Annotated in this window: 19 protein-coding genes, 2 tRNA genes and 1 pseudogene; 13 read left to right on the forward strand and 9 right to left on the reverse strand. The window is 62.9% G+C overall.

What is annotated here, in order from left to right:
• The 3 genes and pseudogenes from BKY59_RS08555 to BKY59_RS08565 form a co-directional block, all read left to right on the forward strand.
• Positions 1-1,354: pseudogene (locus tag BKY59_RS08555) on the forward strand (hypothetical protein); the annotation flags it as partial.
• Between the two features lie 72 nt (positions 1,355-1,426).
• Positions 1,427-1,870 carry a DUF3597 domain-containing protein gene (locus BKY59_RS08560; protein WP_076070643.1) on the forward strand — a complete coding sequence of 148 codons (444 nt, stop codon included), beginning with the start codon at positions 1,427-1,429 and terminating at the stop codon, positions 1,868-1,870.
• 39 nt (positions 1,871-1,909) lie between these two features.
• Positions 1,910-2,368 (forward strand): PA2169 family four-helix-bundle protein, encoded by a 459-nt coding sequence (locus BKY59_RS08565; protein ID WP_076070645.1) that lies wholly within the window; start codon positions 1,910-1,912, stop codon positions 2,366-2,368.
• Between the two features lie 93 nt (positions 2,369-2,461).
• Here the strand turns inward: BKY59_RS08565 and BKY59_RS17660 are convergent, their stop codons facing one another.
• Positions 2,462-2,617: a hypothetical protein gene (locus tag BKY59_RS17660; protein ID WP_165374815.1), complete on the reverse strand. Its 156-nt coding sequence runs from the start codon at positions 2,615-2,617 to the stop codon at positions 2,462-2,464.
• A gap of 115 nt (positions 2,618-2,732) precedes the next feature.
• Here BKY59_RS17660 and BKY59_RS08570 point away from each other — a divergent pair, with 115 nt between their 5' ends.
• The 6 genes from BKY59_RS08570 to BKY59_RS08595 all read left to right on the forward strand — a co-directional run bounded on the left by BKY59_RS08570 (position 2,733) and on the right by BKY59_RS08595 (position 11,409).
• Positions 2,733-4,025 (forward strand): homoserine dehydrogenase, encoded by a 1,293-nt coding sequence (locus BKY59_RS08570; RefSeq protein ID WP_076070647.1) that lies wholly within the window; start codon positions 2,733-2,735, stop codon positions 4,023-4,025.
• A 208-nt stretch (positions 4,026-4,233) separates the two neighbouring features.
• Complete coding sequence (gene glpX, locus BKY59_RS08575; RefSeq protein WP_076070648.1) at positions 4,234-5,202, forward strand: class II fructose-bisphosphatase; 969 nt, start codon at positions 4,234-4,236, stop codon at positions 5,200-5,202.
• 50 nt (positions 5,203-5,252) lie between these two features.
• Entirely contained in the window at positions 5,253-7,028 is a 1,776-nt protein-coding gene (gene recJ, locus BKY59_RS08580) for a single-stranded-DNA-specific exonuclease RecJ (RefSeq protein WP_076070650.1), read from the forward strand.
• Positions 7,029-7,085: 57 nt separating this feature from the next.
• Positions 7,086-7,161: transfer RNA gene (locus BKY59_RS08585), tRNA-Glu, on the forward strand.
• 245 nt (positions 7,162-7,406) lie between these two features.
• Positions 7,407-9,758 (forward strand): TonB-dependent receptor, encoded by a 2,352-nt coding sequence (locus BKY59_RS08590; protein WP_129586305.1) that lies wholly within the window; start codon positions 7,407-7,409, stop codon positions 9,756-9,758.
• Positions 9,759-9,780: 22 nt separating this feature from the next.
• Entirely contained in the window at positions 9,781-11,409 is a 1,629-nt protein-coding gene (locus BKY59_RS08595) for an alkaline phosphatase D family protein (RefSeq protein ID WP_076070654.1), read from the forward strand.
• Positions 11,410-11,571: 162 nt separating this feature from the next.
• Here the strand turns inward: BKY59_RS08595 and BKY59_RS17365 are convergent, their stop codons facing one another.
• From BKY59_RS17365 to BKY59_RS17370, 5 genes are all read right to left on the reverse strand, one after another.
• Positions 11,572-11,838, reverse strand: a complete 267-nt coding sequence (locus tag BKY59_RS17365) for a hypothetical protein (RefSeq protein ID WP_129586306.1) — start codon at positions 11,836-11,838, stop codon at positions 11,572-11,574.
• Positions 11,839-12,518: 680 nt separating this feature from the next.
• Positions 12,519-12,695 (reverse strand): hypothetical protein, encoded by a 177-nt coding sequence (locus tag BKY59_RS17665; RefSeq protein ID WP_165374816.1) that lies wholly within the window; start codon positions 12,693-12,695, stop codon positions 12,519-12,521.
• Positions 12,696-13,994: 1,299 nt separating this feature from the next.
• On the reverse strand, positions 13,995-14,519 hold the full coding sequence (locus BKY59_RS08600; protein WP_076070656.1) for a CAP domain-containing protein: 525 nt from the start codon (positions 14,517-14,519) through the stop codon (positions 13,995-13,997).
• A 90-nt stretch (positions 14,520-14,609) separates the two neighbouring features.
• Positions 14,610-15,200, reverse strand: coding sequence for a L,D-transpeptidase family protein (locus tag BKY59_RS08605; protein WP_240500034.1), 591 nt, complete (start codon positions 15,198-15,200; stop codon positions 14,610-14,612).
• 14 nt (positions 15,201-15,214) lie between these two features.
• Positions 15,215-16,024, reverse strand: a complete 810-nt coding sequence (locus BKY59_RS17370; protein ID WP_129586307.1) for a PEP-CTERM sorting domain-containing protein — start codon at positions 16,022-16,024, stop codon at positions 15,215-15,217.
• Positions 16,025-16,244: 220 nt separating this feature from the next.
• On the opposite strand from BKY59_RS17370, the gene xrtV reads away from it, so the two are divergent.
• Complete coding sequence (xrtV, locus tag BKY59_RS08615; RefSeq protein ID WP_165374817.1) at positions 16,245-17,117, forward strand: exosortase V; 873 nt, start codon at positions 16,245-16,247, stop codon at positions 17,115-17,117.
• A gap of 43 nt (positions 17,118-17,160) precedes the next feature.
• On the forward strand, positions 17,161-17,811 hold the full coding sequence (locus BKY59_RS08620; RefSeq protein ID WP_276205499.1) for an exosortase C-terminal domain/associated protein EpsI: 651 nt from the start codon (positions 17,161-17,163) through the stop codon (positions 17,809-17,811).
• Here the strand turns inward: BKY59_RS08620 and BKY59_RS08625 are convergent.
• Entirely contained in the window at positions 17,808-18,065 is a 258-nt protein-coding gene (locus tag BKY59_RS08625) for an XrtV sorting system accessory protein (protein WP_076070664.1), read from the reverse strand. The genes BKY59_RS08620 and BKY59_RS08625 overlap by 4 nt on opposite strands.
• Positions 18,066-18,120: 55 nt before the next feature.
• Here BKY59_RS08625 and BKY59_RS17375 point away from each other — a divergent pair, with 55 nt between their 5' ends.
• Both BKY59_RS17375 and BKY59_RS17380 read left to right on the forward strand, forming a co-directional pair.
• Positions 18,121-18,930, forward strand: coding sequence for a hypothetical protein (locus tag BKY59_RS17375; protein ID WP_129586308.1), 810 nt, complete (start codon positions 18,121-18,123; stop codon positions 18,928-18,930).
• Positions 18,931-19,046: 116 nt separating this feature from the next.
• The gene (locus BKY59_RS17380) at positions 19,047-19,250 is read left to right on the forward strand and encodes a hypothetical protein (protein ID WP_129586309.1); all 204 of its coding nucleotides are present in this window, start codon (positions 19,047-19,049) and stop codon (positions 19,248-19,250) included.
• A 426-nt stretch (positions 19,251-19,676) separates the two neighbouring features.
• On the opposite strand, the gene BKY59_RS08630 is transcribed toward BKY59_RS17380, so the two are convergent.
• Entirely contained in the window at positions 19,677-20,048 is a 372-nt protein-coding gene (locus BKY59_RS08630) for a hypothetical protein (protein WP_076070666.1), read from the reverse strand.
• Positions 20,049-20,529: 481 nt separating this feature from the next.
• A tRNA-Thr gene (locus BKY59_RS08635) sits at positions 20,530-20,605 on the reverse strand.
• Positions 20,606-20,695: the final 90 nt, after the last annotated feature.

Consider the following 20,695-nt stretch of genomic DNA (forward strand, 5'->3'; position numbering starts at 1 on the left):
CCGCGCCGCGCTCTTCCTGACCGCCGCCCCGCCGCAGGCCGGCCCCGCGACCCCCCTCGCCCATGCCGACCTCTGGCTACGCAGCGCTGCCGGCCCGGCGCACGACCTGGCGATGGCACGCGGTCCCGCCGCACCGGCAGCGCCCCCCGGCCCAGGCTCCGGCTTCGCCGCTGGTCAGGCCTCGGGTGACGGCGCGTCACTTCCCCCCGGTGCCGCCCTCGCCCCTGCCCCCGACCGTCATCCAGACGACAGCCGGGATCCCGATCCGGCTGGCGCCGACACGTCACCGGACGGATATTCCGGTCCCCGCCGGGACGACGCCGGCGGTATCGAAGGTGCGGATGACGCGGGTGGTCAGGACGGCGCGAACCATGCGCTTGTCCCTGACCCAGACCACCCCGCCACGAACCGTCATCCCGGCGAAAGCCGGAATTTCGCTCCGGTCGGGGACGCCCGCACCATGAACACCCACGCCTACACCGCAACTTCGACAACTTCGGCCCCGCGCGCCGTGCCGCTCCACCCCGACTACCGCGCGCACTGGACCGCGGAGGACTGGGCGCGGGCGGAGGCGGCGGGGCTGCTCGTGCTGGCCGTCCCCGTAGCGCCGACCTGCCCGACCGCCGCGGCCGAGGCGGTGTCCGACCGCACCTTCGGGCTCGGCTCCGAAACCGTATCCGAACTGATGGAGACCTTCCCCGGCCGGCTGCAGCTGCTGTCGCGCGCCATGGCCCGGCTGAACCCGCCAGATCCCGACGCCCCGCCCCGGGCGCCGGTCGTCCCCGCCCCGGCCCCGCACGTCTGGCGCGAGGAAGGCGGTATCTGGCGCACCACCTTCCCGCCGCCGCCCGGTTTCACCGGCGAGGAACAGTGCGACTATGGCGACGAGGATTATGAACGCGCGCTCACCGATGAGGAACAGGACATCGCCGAGGCATTCGAACTGCGCGATCCCGCCCGCGTCGCCCACAGCGCTCAACGCGACGCGTGGTTCGCCGGCGCCGGAGACCCCGGCCCGTCCCTGGCCGATCAAGCCGAAGAGCCTCCAGCGCAAGACACCCCAACCCCGGCCCCGAACCCGAACCGTCATTCCGGCGAAAGCCGGGATCGCCCTTCGCTCGGGGGCAACCTGTCACCAATGGAAGATCCCGGCCACCGCCGGGATGACGCATCCGGTCAGGCCGCGCCGCTCCACCATCCCGATGACCCCCGCGACGCCGAAACCCACAACCTTCCCCGGATCGGACCCGACCCCGCCACCACCGCCCACACCCCCCGTCGCGGCACGCAGAACGAAGCGGTCACGCAACATTCCTCATCCCCGGAACCGATACCCGCGCCCACCCGTCATTAAAGCGCGCCGGCCTGTGCATCCTTCACCGGTGCGGGTCGTTACGCACCCATCTCAATCGGGCAAGGGATTTCCATGAGCATCTTCGACAAGATCCAGCACGCCATCTTCGGCGACAAGGGCCTGCTCGGCACCGGCATCGGCGCGACCAAGGCCCCGGCCCCCGCCGCCGCGCCGGCATCCGCGGCACCCCGCGCGCCCGGCGTCTCGCCCGCGCCCGCCGCACCGGTCATTCCGGTGGCACCCGCCGCCGCCCCGCATCCCGTCGACGTCGAAGCCGTACTGACCGCAAAGGCCGCCGCGCTCGGCAAGCCCAGCAACTGGCGCACCTCGATCGTCGATCTCATGATGCTGCTCGGCCTCGACAGCAGCCGCCAGAACCGGACCGAACTGGCGCGCGAACTCGGCTACACCGGCAGCACGGAAGACAGCGCGGCGATGAACATCTGGCTTCATCGCCAGGTCATGACCAAGCTCGCCCAGAATGGCGGCGTCGTCCCGCCCGCGCTGCGCGACTGATTTAGCCACATCCACTCCCTACAGAACAGGAACAGACACATGGTCGACACCAGCCACGACATCCGCACCCTCAACGGCCTGATCGCCACCGTCATCGACAGTGCGGAAGGCTATAGCGAATCCGCAAAGGACATCGAAGGCGGCCGGTTCGGCGCGATCTTCACCAGCCGCGCCGCGGAACGCCGTCAGGTCGCCGCCAGCCTGCAGGGCGAAGTCGTCCGGCTCGGCGGCAATCCGGAGGATGACGGCACGATCCTCGCATCCGCACACCGCCTGTTCGTCAATCTGAAGTCTACCGTCACCGGATCGGACGACAAGGCGATCGTCGACGAGGTCGAGCGCGGCGAAGACCACATCAAGGCCAAGTTCGAGGCAGCGATGCAGGACGGCGACGTATCCCCGCAGGTTCAGTCCGTCATCAAGGACGCCTACGCCTCGGTCCGCCAGGGTCACGACCAAATGCGTGACATCAAGCACGCGATGGAAGGCCAGGCCTGACGAAAAGGGGCGGTGTCGCACAACGCGGCACCGCCCCTCTCGTTATTTCAACATCCCGGACCCGATATGGGATCTGGGGTTTTTTATTCCTCTTTACTTGCCGTCTTCTTTCTCTTCCCCCTTCACCCCGTTCACGCCCTCGACCGCCTGCTGTCCTGCCGAACCATAATCGGCCTGCCCGCCTTCCAGCATGGCGTCCTTGTCTTCCGGTTTCGGCTCGGTATCCGGGGTCGTCTTCGGATCGGTCATCGCGTCGCTCCTCTTTGGGTCACCGCAACGAAACGAGCCCCCCGCCTCGCCGTTCCGGCTTGCACCCGCCGTCCACCGCTTTAGGAAGCGGCACGAGATATCAGGGGATGACCATATGACCACGCCGCTCAGGATCGCGCTCGCCGGGCTCGGCACCGTCGGCGGTGGCGTGGTGAAGCTGCTCGATGCGAACCGCGCGCTCATCGAACGCCGCGCCGGCCGCGAAATCCGCATCGTCGCCGTCTCCGCGCGCGACCGCACCCGCGATCGCGGCGTCGACCTGTCCCGCTTCGACTGGGTCGACGACGCCGCCACGCTGTCCGCCCGCGACGATATCGACGCGGTGGTCGAACTGATCGGCGGTTCGGACGGCCCCGCCCTCACCCTCGCCCGCACCACGCTAGCCAGCGGCCGCGCCTTCGTCACCGCCAACAAGGCGATGATCGCGCATCACGGCCTCGAACTTGCCGAAACCGCCGAACGGACCGGCGCCGCGCTGAAATATGAAGCCGCGGTGGCCGGCGGCATCCCGGTCATCAAGGGCCTGCGGGAAGGGGCGGCTGCCAACGAGATCGCCCGCGTCTACGGAATCCTGAACGGCACCTGCAACTACATCCTCACCACCATGGAGTCCGAGGGCCGCGATTTCGCCGACGTCCTGGCCGACGCGCAGGCGCTCGGCTATGCCGAAACCGATCCCAGCTTCGATATCGACGGCATTGACGCGGCCCACAAATTGTCGATCCTCGCCAGCCTTTGCTTCGGCACCGCAATCGACTTCTCCGCCGTTACTGTCTCCGGCATCCGCACCATCATCGCCGCCGACATCGCGGAGGCCGCTGCCCTGGGCTACCGCGTCCGCCTGATCGGGCTTGGCGAATCAAACGCGCATGGCCTGTTCCAGCGCGTCCACCCCTGCCTCGTCCCGCTTGGCCACCCGCTGGCCCATGTCGCCGGCTCGCTCAACGCGGTGGTGGCGGAGGGCAATTTCGTCGGTCGCCTGCTGTTCGAAGGGCGCGGTGCCGGCGAAGGCCCCACCGCCTCCGCGGTCGTCGCCGACCTGATCGACGTGGCCCGCGGCGAAACCGGCCCGGCCTTCGCGATGCCGGTCGCCGCATTGACGGTCTCCGCTCCGGCCGCCCCCGGCGACCGCCGCGGACGGGCCTATCTGCGCTTCACGGTGGCGGATCGCCCGGGCGTGCTTGCCGAAATCACGGCCGCAATGCGCGACGCGGGTGTTTCCATCGAAAGCATGGTGCAGCGCGGCGCCGACACCGACGGCCGCGTCCTGCTTGTCATGGTCACTCATGTCTGTCCGGAACGTGCGGTGACGGACGCCCTCGACCGTCTGGACGGATCGCAAAGCATTACCGGCCGACCGATGCTGATGCATATTCTCGACGTCTGACCGCTTTTCCGGGTTTTCACCTTTGGTGGCCGTCACGAATTCCGATGATTTCCATCACTCGGAACGGTCGGGGTGTCGGGGGCCGACAAAGTCGCGCCTCGGCGGACACCGCTGTCATCGTCGGTCAGGCCGGGGGTAACAGCCTCGACAACTCGGACCCCCGCCTTTATCGCCACGTCCAAGAAACAGATGCGAGGATGGCAGACACATGGTGAAAGCAAGCAAGGCCCTCGATCGGGTTCTCGTCCTCGAAATGGTTCGCGTCACCGAAGCGGCGGCGATCGCCGCATCGACACTCGTCGGGCGTGGCGATGAAAAAGCCGCCGATGCCGCCGCAGTTGAAGCGATGCGCGCCGCCTTCAACGAACTGGAATTTGACGGCACCGTCGTGATCGGCGAAGGGGAACGCGACGAGGCACCGATGCTGTTCATCGGCGAAAAGGTCGGCACCGGCCGCGGTCCTAAGATCGACATTGCGCTGGATCCGCTCGAAGGCACCACCATCACGGCGAAGAACGGTCCCAACGCCCTTGCGGTTCTCGCCATTGCCGAGGAAGGCGGCCTGCTGAACGCACCGGACGTCTACATGGACAAGCTGGCGATCGGGCCGGGCTATGCGGCCGACCTCGTCTCGCTCGACAAGACACCGACCCAGAACATCACCGCGCTCGCCGCCGCCAAGGGTGTCGAGCCAAGCGAGATCATCGCCTGCGTCCTCGATCGGCCCCGTCATGAAAAACTGATCGCGGAACTCCGCGCGCTCGGTTGCGGCATCATGCTGATCCCCGACGGCGACGTGGCCGGCGTCATCGCCGTTACCGATCCGGATACCACCATCGATATCTACCTCGGCTCCGGCGGCGCTCCGGAAGGTGTGCTGGCAGCGGCGGCGCTCGCCTGCGTCGGTGGTCAGTTCCAGGGCCGGCTGCTGTTCCGCAACGATGACGAACGCGCCCGCGCTGCCAAATGGGGGGTGACCGATCTCGACCGGATCTATCACTTGCCGGATCTGGTGCGCGGCGACGCGATCTTCGCCGCCACCGGCGTCACCGACGGCTCGTTGCTGGCTGGCGTCAAGCGCAAGAAGGGCGGCGTCATGACCACGGAAAGCGTCGTGATGCGGGCCAGCTCCGGCACGGTCCGCTGGGTGAAGGGCGAACATCACAAGACGACCTGATCCGGCGCGTTAACATTTCCTAACGGACATCCATTCGCTAAGGCGGGTGGATGTCCGTTTCGGTTTTAGGCGTCGATCAATCCATTCTCGGCCAGGCGTGGCGCTGGCGCAGCACCGACAGCGGGTTCGGTACGGAGCCCGACGCCGGGTTCCGGCCCGATGATCTCGTCACGCAGTTGCTGCTGGCCCGCGGCTGCCCCCGCGATGCGGTCGAAAGCCACCGACTGCCGACCATCCGTGGTTTCATGCCCGACCCATCGATCTTCCGCGACATGGATCATGCGGCGGAACGATTGGCCGACGCGGTCTGCAAATCCGAGACCGTGGCGGTTTTTGGCGACTACGACGTCGACGGCGCAACCTCCGCCGCGCTGATGGTCCGGCTGTTACGTACGCTCGGCCTTGCCCCCACCGCCTATATCCCGGACCGCATGACCGAAGGCTACGGCCCCACGTCGACCGCGCTGCTCCGGATGGGAACGGCGGGCGCAACGCTGATAGTCACGGTCGATTGCGGTGCGCAGGCGTATGAACCGCTTGCCGCCGCGCATTCCGCCGGGATCGACGTGATCGTCGTCGATCATCACAAATGCGCGTCCGAACTACCCGTCGCCCATTCGGTCGTGAACCCGAACCGGCTGGATGAGGACGAAGGGGCCGCATTCGGTCATATGGCCGCGGTCGGCGTCGCCTTCTTGCTCGGCACCGCACTGCTGCGCACATTGCGGGCACGAAACTACTTCAACTCCCGCCCGGAACCCCGATTGCTCGACCTGCTCGATCTCGTTGCGCTCGGCACGGTCGCCGATGTCGCCTCGCTGAAGGGCATCAACCGCGCCTTCGTAACGCAAGGGCTGAAGATCATGGCCGCGCGGCGCAACATCGGCCTCTCCGCGCTGGTCGATGTCTCGCGCCTGTCGCGTGCGCCGACCTGTACCGATCTCGGCTTCGCGCTGGGCCCGCGCATCAATGCCGGCGGCCGCGTCGGACGGTCTGACCTTGGCGTCCGTTTGCTGACGACCGACGATCCTGGCGAGGCGGCCGATCTGGCGCTCGAACTTGACCGGCTGAACGGCGATCGTCGACTGATCGAGACAGCGGTCAACGAAGCAGCGGAGGCCGCGCTTCAGGGTCTGTCCGACCAGTCCGTCGCGATCGTCGCCGGGCGAACCTGGCACCCCGGCGTCATCGGGATCGTGGCCGGACGGTTGAAGGAGCGACTTGGGCGTCCGGTGATCGTCATCGCCATCGATGATGCCGGTATTGGCAAAGGGTCGGGCCGGTCGATCGCCGGTGTGGATCTGGGCGCAGCGGTTTTGGCCGCAAAGGATGCGGGCCTGCTGATCGCGGGTGGCGGGCATGCAATGGCGGCCGGCCTGTCGATCGACGCCGAACGCATACCAGCGCTGGGCGCTTTCCTGCACGACCGGCTTGGGGAACGTGTCGATCGGTCGCGGCAGGATCGGACGATGCTGTTCGACGCCGTGCTGGCCCCCGGCGGCATCACGCCGGACCTCGCCACATCACTGGATGCGGCCGGTCCTTACGGCATGGGGTGGCCGGCCCCGCGGATTGCGGCCGGCCCGGTCCGGATCGTTCGGGCCGACACGGTGGGCAATGGGCATGTCCGGGTGATCGTCGCCGGGGCCGATGGAAAATCGGTGAAAGCGGTCGCGTTCCGCCATGCCGATACGCCGCTCGGCCAGGCCCTGCTCGGGGCCCGCCCCGAACGTCGACTCTGGGTGGCGGGACGCGTCAAGGCCGATGACTGGAACGGCCGCGCGAGCGCCGAAATGCATCTGGAAGACGCCGCATGGGCCGATTGATCCGATAGCGGCTTGACCGGCCGGACAGTTGCCCCTAATCGGCGGACCTCGCTGAACGGCCCCATCGTCTAGCGGTCTAGGACGTCGCCCTTTCACGGCGAAAACACGGGTTCGATTCCCGTTGGGGTCACCATCGAAACTGTTGCACCGGCATGGTCGAGCGTCGCTCCCCCGCCCGCTTATCCGATATTTTATAGAGCAGTTAGCGTCGAGCCGGCCGCTTTTGGTCAGTCCCGCCGCCGTCACGGCGGGTCCCAACTCAATGTAATATGTCCGTCATAGAACCGCATCCGAACTGCCACATGCTCGTCGTCGAACTGAAGTTAACCACACCTACGCGCCTACCTGACGGCGAACGGCCGGTTCGGGGGAATTTGAATGTCATCTGCCTTTTGCTTGCGCGCCTGCGCCAGCCTTCTTGCGCTTGCCACCGCTTCGAACGTTAATGCAGCGGATTTACCGGTCGAAAATGAAGAAATTCTGGTGACCGCCCAGAAAATTGAGCAACGCGCCGTTGATGTGCCGATCACCATTACCGCGATCAGTGGCGAGCGTCTGCGTGAACTGGGCGTGTCGGACCTGGACGAGCTTTCAAACTATGTTCCGGGCCTGAACATTCAGGAACAGAGCGCCAACAATCCCGGTATCGTTATTCGCGGTATCACATCCGACAGCGGATCCGCGCAGCAGGCAGCCCGCGTGACGCTCTATTATAACGGCGTCGATATCTCGCGCTCCCGCGGGTCGTATCAGGACATTTACGACGTCGAACGGATCGAGGTGGTCAAGGGACCGCAGGCGACGCTTTTCGGCACGGCATCGGCGGTCGGCGCGATCAGCATCATCTCCGCCCGCCCGAAACCGGGCGTCTCGGGGCAGCTGACCGCAGGACTCGGCAATTTCGATCAGCGGTTGCTGTCCGGGTTCCTGAACGCCGGCTCCGACAAGGTTGCCGGCCGGATCGCCTTCGCGTTCAAGAAGCGCGACGGATACGTCAACAACCTGTCGACGGTGCAGGACGATCTGAACGGACAGGATCAGTTCGGCGCCCGCGCGTCGCTGCGCTTCATGCCGACGGAGACCCTGACGATCGACCTGATCGGCACCTATGACCGGCAGCGTAATCCCGGCACCGCCTTCATCAACCGTGCACTCCCGCCTGCGGGACCGAGCGGCAACGTGTTCGGCGACGCTTGGCTCGACGGATCGCCCGTCTCGCGTGCAAAGCTCGGCCTGGACAAGCTCGGCCTGCGCCGCGACGTCTATGACGGCAACGTCACACTGAACTGGGAAATGGCCGATGACTGGCAGGCGACGGCCATCGCCGGCTACCGCAAGTTCGATTCGCTCGAAGTGTTCGACGCCGATGGATCGCGCGCCTCGTGGCTTGAATTCGCAGAGGACTCGCGCGGCTGGCAGGGCAATCTCGAAGCGCGCTTCACCTACACCAGCGACACGCTGCGCGCCTCGTTCGGCGGCAACGTCTTCCACGAAAAGAACTTGCAACGCGTTCCGTTCGCGACGGAGGAAGGCACGTTCGTCAGCTGCACCGTCAACGCGCTGTTTGCGCAGGCGCAGGCCACGGTGCGGGCCAGGCTGAACCTTCCGACCACCGCATCGACCTGCATCGCGCCGGACAACAGCGTGCGGGCTCTGGCGGCGACGTCCATCCTGACCGGCGGTCGGGCCACCGCTCTGCCCTACGCCTCAGAAACTACGAACTTCGGCCGCAACGACAGCTATTCGGTATTCGCGGACGCGACCTGGATCCCGACACCGTCGGTGGAGGTCACCGGTGGCATCCGTGCGCTGATCGAGAAACGCCGCAGCGGCTATTCCGCGATCCAGCCGCTGTCCACGCTGCTGCTCGCCTCCGGCCAGCGCCGCAGCCTGACGGGCGCGGTCGATACCGGCGGCGCGATCTTCCGTACGGAAAACAGCTTCCAGGCGTTCCTGCCGCGGTTCAACATCCTCTACCGCTTCTCGGACAAGGTGAACGGGTTCGCGACGATCTCGAAGGGCCGCCGTTCGCCGACGGTCGCGCTGAGTTCGGCTGCATCGGCCACCGGCCCCGTTCCGTCGATCAATCCGATCGCAGCCGAAACTGTCTGGAACTACGAAGTCGGCCTGAAGGGCGCGGCCGGCATGGCGTCCGGTTCGATCGGGGTCTTCTACCAGACCTATGACAGCTTCCAGGTATCGATCGTCGATCCCACGACGGGGCTGTCACGCACCGCAAGTGCCGGCTCCGCCAAGAATTTCGGTGTCGAGGCCGAGCTACTCGTCAAGCCGGCCCGCTGGTTGAGCCTGTTCGGCAACATCGGCTATATCGACGGCGGTATCGACAACAAGCAGAGCATCGCGCCCAACTTCCGCAACGCGCGCTTCCGCCTGCAACCGGAAATCCAGGCATCCGGCGGCTTCACCGTCGATACGCCACTCGGCAACGGCATGCGCCTGTTCGCGACGCCCAGCATCACTCACCGCAGCCGCATCTTCTTCGAAGTGCCGAACAATTTGGCGATCAGCCAGTCCAAGGTGACCCTGGTCAACGTCCGTGCCGGCCTGTCCTTCGCCGACGAGGCGTTCGAGATCGCGGCCTTCGCGCGCAACCTGACGAACAAGGATTATCTGCTGGATGCGGGCAACACCGGCGGGTCGTTCGGCTATCCCACCTATATCCCCGCCGAACCGCGCCTGTTCGGTGCACAACTGACCGCGCGTTTTTAATGTCGGATCGAAGGACCAGACCATGACACTTTCGATCGATCGCCGGTTGCTCGTCAAGGCTTCGCTGCTGGGCCTGGCCGCACTCGCGGTACCCGGAACAGCGGCCATACTCGCCGCGCGCGGCTTCACCCACGGAGTCGCCAGCGGCGAGCCCGGACCGCGGTCCGTCCTTCTATGGACGCGCCATGTGGCCGCCAACGACAGCCGCCTGCAATGCGAAGTCGCCACCGATGCAGCGTTCACCCGCATCGTCGGCGGCGGTAGCGTCACGGCGCGCGGCATGGCCGACCACACCGCCAAGATCGTCATCGACGGTCTTTCGCCTGACACCTGGTATCACTACCGCTTCATCGCACCGGACGGCACCAAGAGTCCCGCTGGCCGCACGCGCACCCTTCCGATCGGCGACGTCGCACGCTTCGGCATCGGCCTGTTTTCCTGTTCGAACATGCCCTTCGGGCGGTTCAATGCCTATGCGCACGCTGCGGCGCGGGACGATCTCGATCTGGTCGTGCATGTCGGCGACTACATCTACGAATATGGAAACGACACCTACCCCGCGCCGGGCAAGCGCATGCCCGGCCGTGAACCGGAACCGGCACACGAAATGGTGACGCTTGCCGACTATCGCCTGCGCCATGCGTCATACCGCGCGGATCCGGATCTGCTCGCGCTGCACCAGCGTTTTCCGATGATCGCCCAGTGGGACGATCACGAATTCGCCAACGACAGTTGGGAAGGCGGCGCGCAGAACCACCAGCCTGCGACGGAAGGCGCTTGGGCCACGCGCAAGGCCATCGCGGAACGGGTTTACCGCGAATGGATGCCGGTTTCGGATCGCCTGTACGACAGTTTCCAGATCGGTACGCTTGCCACCCTGTTCCGGCCCGAAACGCGCGTGACCGGTCGAACCAAGCAGCTCGAGCTGGCCGAGGCGATCGCCGGGCGGGGTGATCTCGCACGTGCCCTGGTAGAGTTTCGCGACGGCCCATGGAGCGCTCCGGAGCGGACGTTGATGGGCATGAAGCAGGAACGCTGGCTGGACACCGAACTTGCCCGTTCGGTATCCAGCGGGACGCGCTGGCAGGTACTCGCCCAGCAGCTTGTCATGGGCACGGTCCGTTTCCCCGTCGAGGCCGAAGGCTGGATCCCCGCTACGGCACCGGAAGCCATTCGGCGCCGCACGCTGGGCCTGGCCGCCGCTTCACGCGCAGGGCTTCCGTTGAACCTCGACGCTTGGGACGGCTATCCAGCAGCACGCAGCCGCCTGCTACGTCGCGCGCAATCGACGGGCAGCAACCTCGTCGTGCTGTCGGGCGACAGTCACAACGCATGGGGCAACAACCTGATGGAAGACGGCCGCCCCGCCGGCGTCGAATTCGCAGGCCACAGCGTCACATCGCCCGGTTTCGAAGCGGCCATACCGCACATCCCGCCGGCAGACGTCGCCAAGGCGCTGCGAGCGACCAATCCCGGACTGCTGTTCGCCGATACAGCACGGCGCGGCTATGTCGCGCTGACCATGACACCGGAAAAGGTCACCGGCGAATGGCTGTTTCTCAAGGACATTCGAACCGCCGACACGACGATGGCCGCATCGCACTCCATGCACGTCCGCCACGGACGGAGGGCCTTCGACGGGTCCGCGTGAACTCCGTCGTTTAAAACAAATTGAGGGGCGTAAACTCTGGAACTACGCCCCTCCCCGCAAAAGCTTTTGACGTTCGGCGCCTTCGAAAGGCGACATTTTCCATATCGGTTCCAGCGTTGGGCATATGCCTTGGAATTATGGCCTGTAGACGTCCAGGCGGCGTCAGATGCAACGACTAGAGGCATCTGCGCCAGCTAGCCAGAGCGCCATTACCCCCAAAAACTTAGAATGCATCCAAGCGCTTGCCGCCGAGAAGCTCAGTCCATAGACGACCCTCAATATCCTTAGATACGCGCCATCCTTCTCAGCAGAAATATCGCGGCGGCTGCGAAGACATAATAGCTCCAAAGTCGAACTCGGATTGCCGGTACAGGTCTGCGCCATGCCTGCTAACGCGAAATTGAGCAGGCATACCAACTGGTCGCTCATTGCCCAGACTACAGCAGTAGCTCGAACCGTCTACTTAGCAGACGGATGAAACGCACGATATGCTCGGCGGCGCGGCCAGCTTTTTGACCACGACCTAGCCTGCTCGGTGGGTGACGCCCCGCCAACGGGTACCTTCCGGGGTGAACTTGATGACAGGGCGCGGACCGAGCGCTAACGAATACTTGTCAACGCCGGGTTAAAGTTGCTCCGCTGAATCCTTCCGGGACATTCAGCGGAGCGGCCTTCATGATTGCGTGCAGACGCTCGGATGGCAAGCAGGTCTCGGTACCGAATTGGAACGTTGCGCCGGCTCAATGTCGTTTTCCCGCTTACGGTCGGCGAAACCATTACGAGCATCACCCGCCGAACAGTATGCCATCAGTCGAGCCGTCTCACCAAGTTTAGTAGGCACAGGCCTACTGGCAGCCGGGGCTGGGTCGTCAAGATATACTGTTCGCTTGGACGCTCCTGCCACGGGCGCCCGCCCGCTGCTGCAAATGCACGCAAATGCCGCGTTCGCAGCCGGTCTTCTTCCGTTTTGTACGCGTCCGCTGAATTGATCTGCCGCTGTTCCAAAGCCCTCTCCAATCAGGGCCTTGGTACGACGGCGGCCTGAAAACATGGTTCAGGGATGTGGTTACCGAGTCAGTAACAGTTTGCACACGCACCCCCGCGCGTCGTTACGTCGCCCGCGTCCCCGGCCCATCGATGCCGACCGCGATCGTCATCAGGAACGCCAGCGCCAGCAGCTCGGCGACGCACGCCGCGAAGATCGCACCCGGCGTTGCTCGCCGGCCAGGTGGGTCTTGGGCACGGTCTCCAGCAACGGGGCGCTTGGTCGTTTTGGGGTAGATCACGGCCGCAGCGTGTCACAGTCAGATTTTACCGTCCCACTCCTAAGACCATTGCGTTGAACCGGACAGGCTGCACATGCAAAGCCACGGATTGTGTGCTGGCTGGATTTAGCTTCCTGAACGAGCACCCGTTCCTCACAGATATTCGTATAATGTCGTGAGTGTATCGTCCTAGTACGCTAGGTGGTCACAAGAGGTTCGTATATGGTAATAAGTCTCCTGCCGGGGAACGGCTACGATGTTCAAATATCGGGGCCGGTGATACACCAGTCACTGGGAGAGTGCATTGTTCTTAGCTGTGACGCTCGCGACGCAGATTGCGGTTGGCCCGTTGCTCGACGAAGGCCTGCGCCCTCCTCGTAGTGCTGAGCTCCGTGCAGTTGAGCAGCGGAATCGTCACCGGTTTGCCACCATTGTTCGTATCTGTCGGGAGGCCCTTCAAAGCGGTAAATTAGATGATCGCGTGGCGAGCTACGCCGACCAGCACGGACTTTCGACGTACGCACGGCTTGCACTTACGATGGATTGCAATCTCTACAACCAGGGACTGCAAGATGCTAAGCACCCTCCTCGTTAGCGGGGTGACCGTTTACCCGAACAACATGGCCCGCCGGATCGACGAGGCCTCCAAAACATGCCACCGAGCCGCAGACCAACGCCACGTTGGCTATGGATGCGGCCTGTCTGTCAGGGTCACCGGGATGGCGTCCCGGCAAGATCGCACCGTTCTGACGGGCTCATTACACGGTCAGTGCGCGCCATGCGCTCGGGCAACGTTGCCGTGACTGGTGATGTTCATCGTGTCATTCCAATGGCAAGGTCGCGTGGTCTTCGCTTTCAACACGCCAGCCACTTCCGCCTACATCCTGCAAAATGTTGCTGCCGCATCGCTTGCAGCGCGTGTGCCACTGGTTCGAGCTAGCCATGGCGTGACGCCAGTCCCCCTTGTGACCTAACAGCCTGCAAATACGTCCCATCACCGCTCCCTCGAATAAGATCGGCTTATGGCAGTCTCGAGTGAATGCTGGATTAAGCTCTTGTAAGCCACGCAGCGGCCTTCCCGTTGCGACCGCGACTGCGCTTGCTACATTCGTGAGATCAGTTGAGACGAGCATGTCTACGGACTGCCATTCCGATCAAAACGAAGACCGGTAACGATCTTTTTACATGCTCACGCTTGTCAGGTTTCAGCCTTCACCTGACAACAGCCTTAACCGATTTTTCGTCTTTAATGAATTAGTCGCACTAGTTACCGCTTAAAAATAAAATCAGTTAGATTACTACAATATTTACAACTATCGTTTAATACACCTTCTGTCCTATAACGTTGCCGGGATTACGATATCGGCAAACCAATATTTCTTCCGATGCACCCCGACTTAGCGCGCAACCAACCTCACCGGTCGATCTCCAGATCATCTGAGTATAATGCGCAACATCTCTGACATTACCCGTGCGACTGTTGGTCGGGAACGTCCCGGTTCGAAATTCACGCTTCTCCGACACCCATAAGTTTATCATGGATTCCGGCGTAAATGAATCTGGATCTCCACCCCAAATGTTCTCACCCAACAACTCCTCACCCTGTCTATTCGGAGAATGTGCGAACTGCCCGGTACGTGCGAGTGTGCTGGACCAATTCCGGGCTCCGACTGCAAGATCGGAACTCCATCGAAGTGCGGGAAGCCCAAGTACCGCACGCTCACCGTTATGCGCAGCAAGTATCCGACTGTCGAAGTTGCTCCTGTACCCCATGGCGCCTGTAAGACAGGACCATGCCAAAATACTACCTGCTACGACCCCAAACCGTTTCGTGATAGAAGTCATCGCCTGCTCCCATAACCAGGAACAGCGATGACAGTTTGACGTAACTGATTAGTGCATGAGGATCGTTAGCAGGCCGGTAAGTATGGCGACTCACCTGAGGATCAGGACCATATCTCCACGCTTGGCCTGTTGAAACAATCGGCGAGCAAACTCCAGCGGCAGTCCTATACATCCGTGAGTTGCTCTGCCGGATGCAACATTGCTGCCGTGGATCGCAACGCCGTCCGCGGTCAAGCGCAAGGTGTAAGGCATTGGCGCATCGTAGGTCCGGGAATGATAATCTGCTGCCTTGGAGAGAATCGGGAATTGGCCGACCGGGGTCTCGTGAGTCGCGGCACCATAGAGGATTACCGACGTGCCAATCTCATGCCCTCCGCGGAACACAGATATCAATTGCGTCCCAAGATCGACACGGACGGTCGTGCGTCCCGGACCGACGCCGCGATCATTCCAAATCCATTGACCATAGCCGAGCGGTCGATCGATGCGGAGCAGGGACCGCATCACGACCGGCCACTTGGTAGGATCTCGGGTTTCCGCCATCTGCGGCGCAGTTAGAAATACACGGCCGCCTATAGCCGGGCTGGACAACGATCTTGTGATGTCCTCGACGGATGGCTCAGCCAACACCTGCCGCTTGTGAATAACGACCGGTATTGCAAGGCTGGAGACGACAGCCATCGTCACGAGTATCGCTAAGCCTGCTCGCATGCCGACTTTGCTACCGGAGAGCGCCGGTTACGACGGAGCATGTAGCCGCAGGATCCGAAAGCAATGATCATAAGCAACCACGTTCCAGGCTCCGGAACAGCTGCGACCGGCGCGTTAGGCGTGATCCCGCCGCCGCCTCCCGGAGAACCCGAATCGCCACCGCCACTGCCGCCGCCACCGCCACTACCGCCGCCGCCGGGAGCCCCACCGCCACCGCCACCGCCACCGCCACCGCCTGGACCCCCGGCGCCCACCGGAAGGTTGCCGCCGTTGACCAGTGTGGGATTGTCGTCGGCACCGATCGTATCCGGTTGAAACGGCGGACTGAACGGAACACCGTCACCGGTCGGCACGACATCCGTCGGCGGGAAAATCTTTCCGAGCGCGCGCTGCCTGGGCGGGTTGAACACTTTGCCAAGTGCGCGGGGCTGCGTTGGCGTGGCAACGCGCGCAGTCTTGATATTGACAAGCACGCCGCCAACCCGCTCACCCGGCGAGCGAAGATTCAACATCGCCAGCACGCTGTCCAGTTGGCCCACTGGACTCATGCCCGCAGGCCGCGACACAACGACGAGAGCCGACAGTCCGACTAACAGTATTACGAGCGCCAGGCTCCAACGCAGCGCTCCCCCACGCCGCGCATCACCGGCAGCCAGAACACCGGCTTGCGCCCGCTTCAGACCGTCTTCGGACGCCGGGACAGCGGTCGGCGAACTGACGACAGGCGAATCAGCGCCGAGGCCCTTCGAAAAACACTCGCGCCACATTCGGGCGATGATCTTATCTGGTCGCATATCCGCTGAACGTCCGTTACCGGGCTGACGGCCAGCGGCAGTGCCCTGATTATGAAATTATGATGACTAGACCGCCGCGGAACTGCGTCAAGTGTAGCGTATCGCCAACTGCCCTGAAATGATGCAATTTTCGTGCAGTTTGGTCGCGTCGGGCGCATGGGGTGGAAATGGGAAACGTTTCGCTGCGCTTGCCCGTGTTCCTCGGACAATGCGAACCGTCATGATGATCCAGTTTGCGGGTATGATCCGCCGGCCCCTTCCCTTCGCCCGGCTGCTGGCGATTTCGGGCATGCTTGCCATTGCGGTCCCCACCATGCTGACGGTCGCTCGGGTGCATTGGACAAGCCAGGAAGGCACGCAGGGACCAATCATTCTGGCGACTACTGCGTGGCTGCTGTGGCGGCTGCGAACCGTCCTGTCGTCGGAGTCAGCACCCCCCGTCGGGATGGCCTGGGTAATGGCGTTGGTTCCACTGGTCCTCGTTCACGCATTCTCGCGCATCTACTCGATCCTGCCAATCGAAACGGCGAGCACGTACCTGATCGGCCTTGTCGCCGCGACGGCTTATTTTGGGCTGTCGATTGTTCGCAGGTTCTGGTTTCCGTTCCTTTATCCCGCCTTCCTGATCGTCCCGCCGGTCTCCTTCGCCGCCGAACTGACCCTTCCGTTGAAACTTTGGATTTCAGCCAAATGCGTCGGCATGCTCCACGCGCTCGGCTATCCCGTCGCCCTATCCGGCGCGACGATCCAGATCGGCCAGTATGAACTTCTGGTGCGGCAGGCCTGCGCCGGGCTCGGTTCCCTCGTGACGCTCTGCGCTGTAGGCCTGTTTTACGTCCATCTTCGGCGCGAGGCGGATCTGCGTTCAAGTGTTGTCCTGCTTGTTGCGATCGTCCCGGTCGCGATCGCGGCCAATGCGGTCCGGGTGGCGATGCTGGTGCTGCTCACCTGGTATTTCGGCAACGGAGTTGGGCAGGGCGTGGCGCATGAAGCCGCCGGCCTGCTCATGTTCTGCGTCGCGATGGCGCTTATGTTTGGCATCAGCAGTGCCCTGGATGCCCTCGCCAGCGACCGCGACCCGCGCAATGGGTGACAGGCTTGCAACCGTGGCGAGGCCGACGCGACGGGATGTCATCATGGGGGCGACGTGCGGCGCGGGCGGCATACTTGCGGGACTGGTCGCCGGTGCCGATACCCCCCGCATGCTCCCCCCCGGGGGACTGGCACGATTGATACCGAAGCAGATCGGACCATGGACTTTGACCCGGACCGATGGTGTGGTGAAGGCGGACGAACCCGGCGGCCGCCGCGGCCCCTATGACGACCTGTCGACTCGCATCTATCAGGCAGACGCGTTCCTGCCTGTGACGCTGCTGGTCGCCTATGTCAGTTCGCAGCGTGGCGACGTTCGGCTTCATCGTCCGGAGACCTGTTATCCAGCCGCGGGCTTTTCATTGTCGAAACCCGAGCCGGTCCAGCTATCCTTCCCCGATACCCCGGTTGTTTCAGCGCAGATGATGTATGCGGAGTCCGCAATGCGCGACGAGTGGCTGCTGTACTGGACACGGGTCGGCGCGGCGTTCCCCACCAGCAACGTCGAGCAGGTTGAAGCAGCGGTCCGTGAGAATCTCTCGGGTCGCGTGCCGGACGGCGTCCTCGTCCGCCTGTCTGTACCTGGTCACGACCGCAGGCTTGCCGGGACCCTGTTCCAAATCTTCCTGACGGCGTTGTTAAACCGGCAGCCCGAGCTCGGCAATCTGCTGTGCGGCACACGCAGCGGACCCTAACGCCCTTCGCTGCGGGACGATCCAAACGGCGCGAGGACGTAAATGATGAAACCCAACGTCAACGCTAACGCGGTGATCGCAAGGCCATGGTGCCCCCCGTTTCCAAGCCAGTTGGCAATAGCGCATCCGGCAGATGCGACGAGATATTGCCAGAGCGCGTCGCCGGGTTCTTCGACATCGACGGATCGGTGGAGATAGAGCGTGATCAACGCGCAGAAGATGCCTACCGTCACCCAGTCGTAGATTGTCTGCATTCAGGAACCCTCCCACGGCATTCTGCCTACACGCCGCCTCTGCAGGAGAAAATCATTGAGTTTCCGGGAACTGACGAAAGTCGGGACTGTCTGCGTCCTGCTGCTGCTGTCGGCTTGTGGCAAGGCGGTTCCGAGCGGTCAGGTCGTCGCGATCGCGAATGGCGAAGAGATCACAATTGCAGAACTCCGCGCCGAAGCAGCCGATCAAAACGTTGGAACTGCCGATATCAAAGCGTCCATGCCGGAGCTGCTCAGGCAGATAGTAAACCGTAAATTATGGGCGCAAGAAGCAAAACGCGGCGAGCTAGACCGACAGATCATGTTCATCCTCGCCAAGCGTCGCGCCGAAGACCGTTTACTTGCAGATATGCAGATGCAGACAGTCAGGAATGCCGTCCAGCCGCCATCCAACAAAGAGATTGAATTATTTCTGAAAAACAATCCCAACGTTTTCGCCAGTCGGACGATCTTCGACATTGACCAAGTCAGTGTTCGACCTGCCAATCATCCGTTTCTCGAACAGAAGCTGGCGAATGCCAGCTCATTGAACGAGGTCACGCGCATCCTTGTCGACTTGGGCATCGTCAGCCAGCGAAGTCGGACGCAGTGGAACAGCATGTTCATGCCAAAGAATCTCGATGCAAAGCTGACGCGACTTCCGCCAGGCAATATATTTTTTCAACATGCGGATGATCGGCTGATCATTGCGACAGTAAACAGTATCCGTAAAAACGCGATATCTCAACGTGAGCGTTTCAATTTTGCTCGCGATAGCATCTTTAGAGAAAACTATTCTACTGCTATCGCACAGCACTTACAATATCTTCAAAGTTCAGCAGAAATTCGCATTCAACAAAACTTTTAGTCTATCTTCGAACGCCGCCTGGTTCCGCGCGATGTGCCAACGGTCACAATGCGACCCTTGACGTTGACACCTCTCGATGGGCGGCGGCAGATATCGAAAATATTGGGAGCGTATCAATGTCGAGAAAGTCCACATCGCTTTTGACGCGAATGAACTTCATGGTTCTTGGCTTTATGGTGATCGCGTTTTTGGGAATTCTGGCATTGGGCGTGCTGCCGGAAACCGGGGGAAAGCCGGCCAACGGTACGGACCCGGCCGCGCCTGCGGCATCGGCACCGGCTGCAGGTGGAGAACCGCCTGCAACTGCACCGACGCCGTAGCCGGTCCTGTCATGCGTCCTAGCGCCTGCCCGTGACTCAAGAACGGTGGAGGAAACCGATTTGCCGTCCCTCGATCGCGGAAGGATCGATACGTCAAGTGGCAGACCTGCGACCTCACATGATCCACGACGTAGCATTTTGCCAGAACCAGCATTTTGCAGCGTCATGGGCCGACGGGCGGGAAACGACCCTGCAGGTCGCCCCCCCCCCCCGACCGGATTAAAGAGCAGACAGGTGGACCATTCCGGCATCAAGGCCGCATGGTCGTCGTTTCGATGCTCCTGCCTTACGCCAATTCCCTTTTCAGCTTCGCGGCAGGCCCCTGCCCGCTTGCCGGTGCGGCCGGCGCACGGATGAGACCGGATGAGCCGCCTGACCGAACTCAAAGCCAGAAAGCCATAAGGAGCTTGTTCGTCGCGTTGCCAGCTATACCTCGCCGGTTGCTTCCCGTGCCCTGCCCCAGGGCAGGGCCACATGACGTGGGTTCAGGCCCAACCGCTTACCGATCGCGATGATGCTCGATCCGGCGGGAACTCCGTAACTGATCGAAGCGGTGATGAGAACGACGGCTTGATCGTGCTTGTTGAGACCCGCGCCGTCGGTCAGCGCCCGATGGCGCAGCTTCTTAAAGGTCAGTTCGCTAACCGAACGCCCCTTGCCGTAGTTGATGTAGCACTGGTCTTTCGACCGGACGCCTTCCTGAACCGTGAAGTCCTCGACGTCGTGGCGCGCCATGGTGGCCACCCGGTTGCACGTCTGCAACGCGCGCGGCAGCTCGCGCAGCGGGAATATGCTCATATAGTTTCTCTGGTATGAACGGGTTGTTTGCGACTAATTAAGGGAGCATCGCGTACTAATCATGCGTGCGGTAACCGACTTGCCGCGCTCCCGTCGGCGACGGTTCATCCGGCCGGCGGGGTTAATTCACGTTATGATTTGTAATAATTCGGACGTACCATTGCTCCACCGCGGGTGAGTCGGTCGCCTGCGCAGTCCCCGCCAGACCGCCCTCGTCGCGCAGGGCTGGCGGGGCATCTTTAGGTTGTGAACGGTTCAGGTGATGTGCTGCAAAGGTTGCAAGCGCAGCCGCGTTGTTGGTGCGTGTCCCGCCGGTGCCCTCGGACCGGCGGGACTTGCCCGGTCAGTCGCTCCGAACCCTGCTGAACTGCGCTGCGATCTGTTGCGTCATCTGCGATCCCTCGATGATCCCAAAATCATCGACCCGGCGCGGCTCGCGCAGAGCGTTCCAAAACATTCCAAAAATACAAATGGGTTCCGGTGGTGCCGCCTATAGGATTCGAACCTACGACCCCCGCATTACGAATGCGATGCTCTACCAACTGAGCTAAGGCGGCCCGTGCGTCGGGTGTGGGGGCCTTACCAAGGGTGGAGCGGATAGACAAGGTCCGGTTTTGCGACCGCTCTTAATGCTTCGGCAACCACGG

Source organism: Sphingomonas montana, assembly GCF_001956315.1.
Classification (GTDB): domain Bacteria; phylum Pseudomonadota; class Alphaproteobacteria; order Sphingomonadales; family Sphingomonadaceae; genus Sphingomonas_R; species Sphingomonas_R montana.

Excerpts from the sequence above, each read along its gene's own strand:
- BKY59_RS08560 (WP_076070643.1), top strand. The coding sequence starts at position 1,427 with ATGAGCATCTTCGACAAGATCCAGCACGCCATCTTCGGCGACAAGGGC.
- BKY59_RS08565 (WP_076070645.1), top strand. The coding sequence starts at position 1,910 with ATGGTCGACACCAGCCACGACATCCGCACCCTCAACGGCCTGATCGCC.
- BKY59_RS17660 (WP_165374815.1), bottom strand. The coding sequence starts at position 2,617 with ATGACCGATCCGAAGACGACCCCGGATACCGAGCCGAAACCGGAAGAC.
- BKY59_RS08570 (WP_076070647.1), top strand. The coding sequence starts at position 2,733 with ATGACCACGCCGCTCAGGATCGCGCTCGCCGGGCTCGGCACCGTCGGC.
- glpX (WP_076070648.1), top strand. The coding sequence starts at position 4,234 with ATGGTGAAAGCAAGCAAGGCCCTCGATCGGGTTCTCGTCCTCGAAATG.
- recJ (WP_076070650.1), top strand. The coding sequence starts at position 5,253 with ATGTCCGTTTCGGTTTTAGGCGTCGATCAATCCATTCTCGGCCAGGCG.
- BKY59_RS08590 (WP_129586305.1), top strand. The coding sequence starts at position 7,407 with ATGTCATCTGCCTTTTGCTTGCGCGCCTGCGCCAGCCTTCTTGCGCTT.
- BKY59_RS08595 (WP_076070654.1), top strand. The coding sequence starts at position 9,781 with ATGACACTTTCGATCGATCGCCGGTTGCTCGTCAAGGCTTCGCTGCTG.
- BKY59_RS17365 (WP_129586306.1), bottom strand. The coding sequence starts at position 11,838 with ATGAGCGACCAGTTGGTATGCCTGCTCAATTTCGCGTTAGCAGGCATG.
- BKY59_RS08600 (WP_076070656.1), bottom strand. The coding sequence starts at position 14,519 with ATGACTTCTATCACGAAACGGTTTGGGGTCGTAGCAGGTAGTATTTTG.
- BKY59_RS08605 (WP_240500034.1), bottom strand. The coding sequence starts at position 15,200 with ATGGCTGTCGTCTCCAGCCTTGCAATACCGGTCGTTATTCACAAGCGG.
- BKY59_RS17370 (WP_129586307.1), bottom strand. The coding sequence starts at position 16,024 with ATGCGACCAGATAAGATCATCGCCCGAATGTGGCGCGAGTGTTTTTCG.
- xrtV (WP_165374817.1), top strand. The coding sequence starts at position 16,245 with ATGATGATCCAGTTTGCGGGTATGATCCGCCGGCCCCTTCCCTTCGCC.
- BKY59_RS08620 (WP_276205499.1), top strand. The coding sequence starts at position 17,161 with ATGGGGGCGACGTGCGGCGCGGGCGGCATACTTGCGGGACTGGTCGCC.
- BKY59_RS08625 (WP_076070664.1), bottom strand. The coding sequence starts at position 18,065 with ATGCAGACAATCTACGACTGGGTGACGGTAGGCATCTTCTGCGCGTTG.
- BKY59_RS17380 (WP_129586309.1), top strand. The coding sequence starts at position 19,047 with ATGTCGAGAAAGTCCACATCGCTTTTGACGCGAATGAACTTCATGGTT.
- BKY59_RS08630 (WP_076070666.1), bottom strand. The coding sequence starts at position 20,048 with ATGAGCATATTCCCGCTGCGCGAGCTGCCGCGCGCGTTGCAGACGTGC.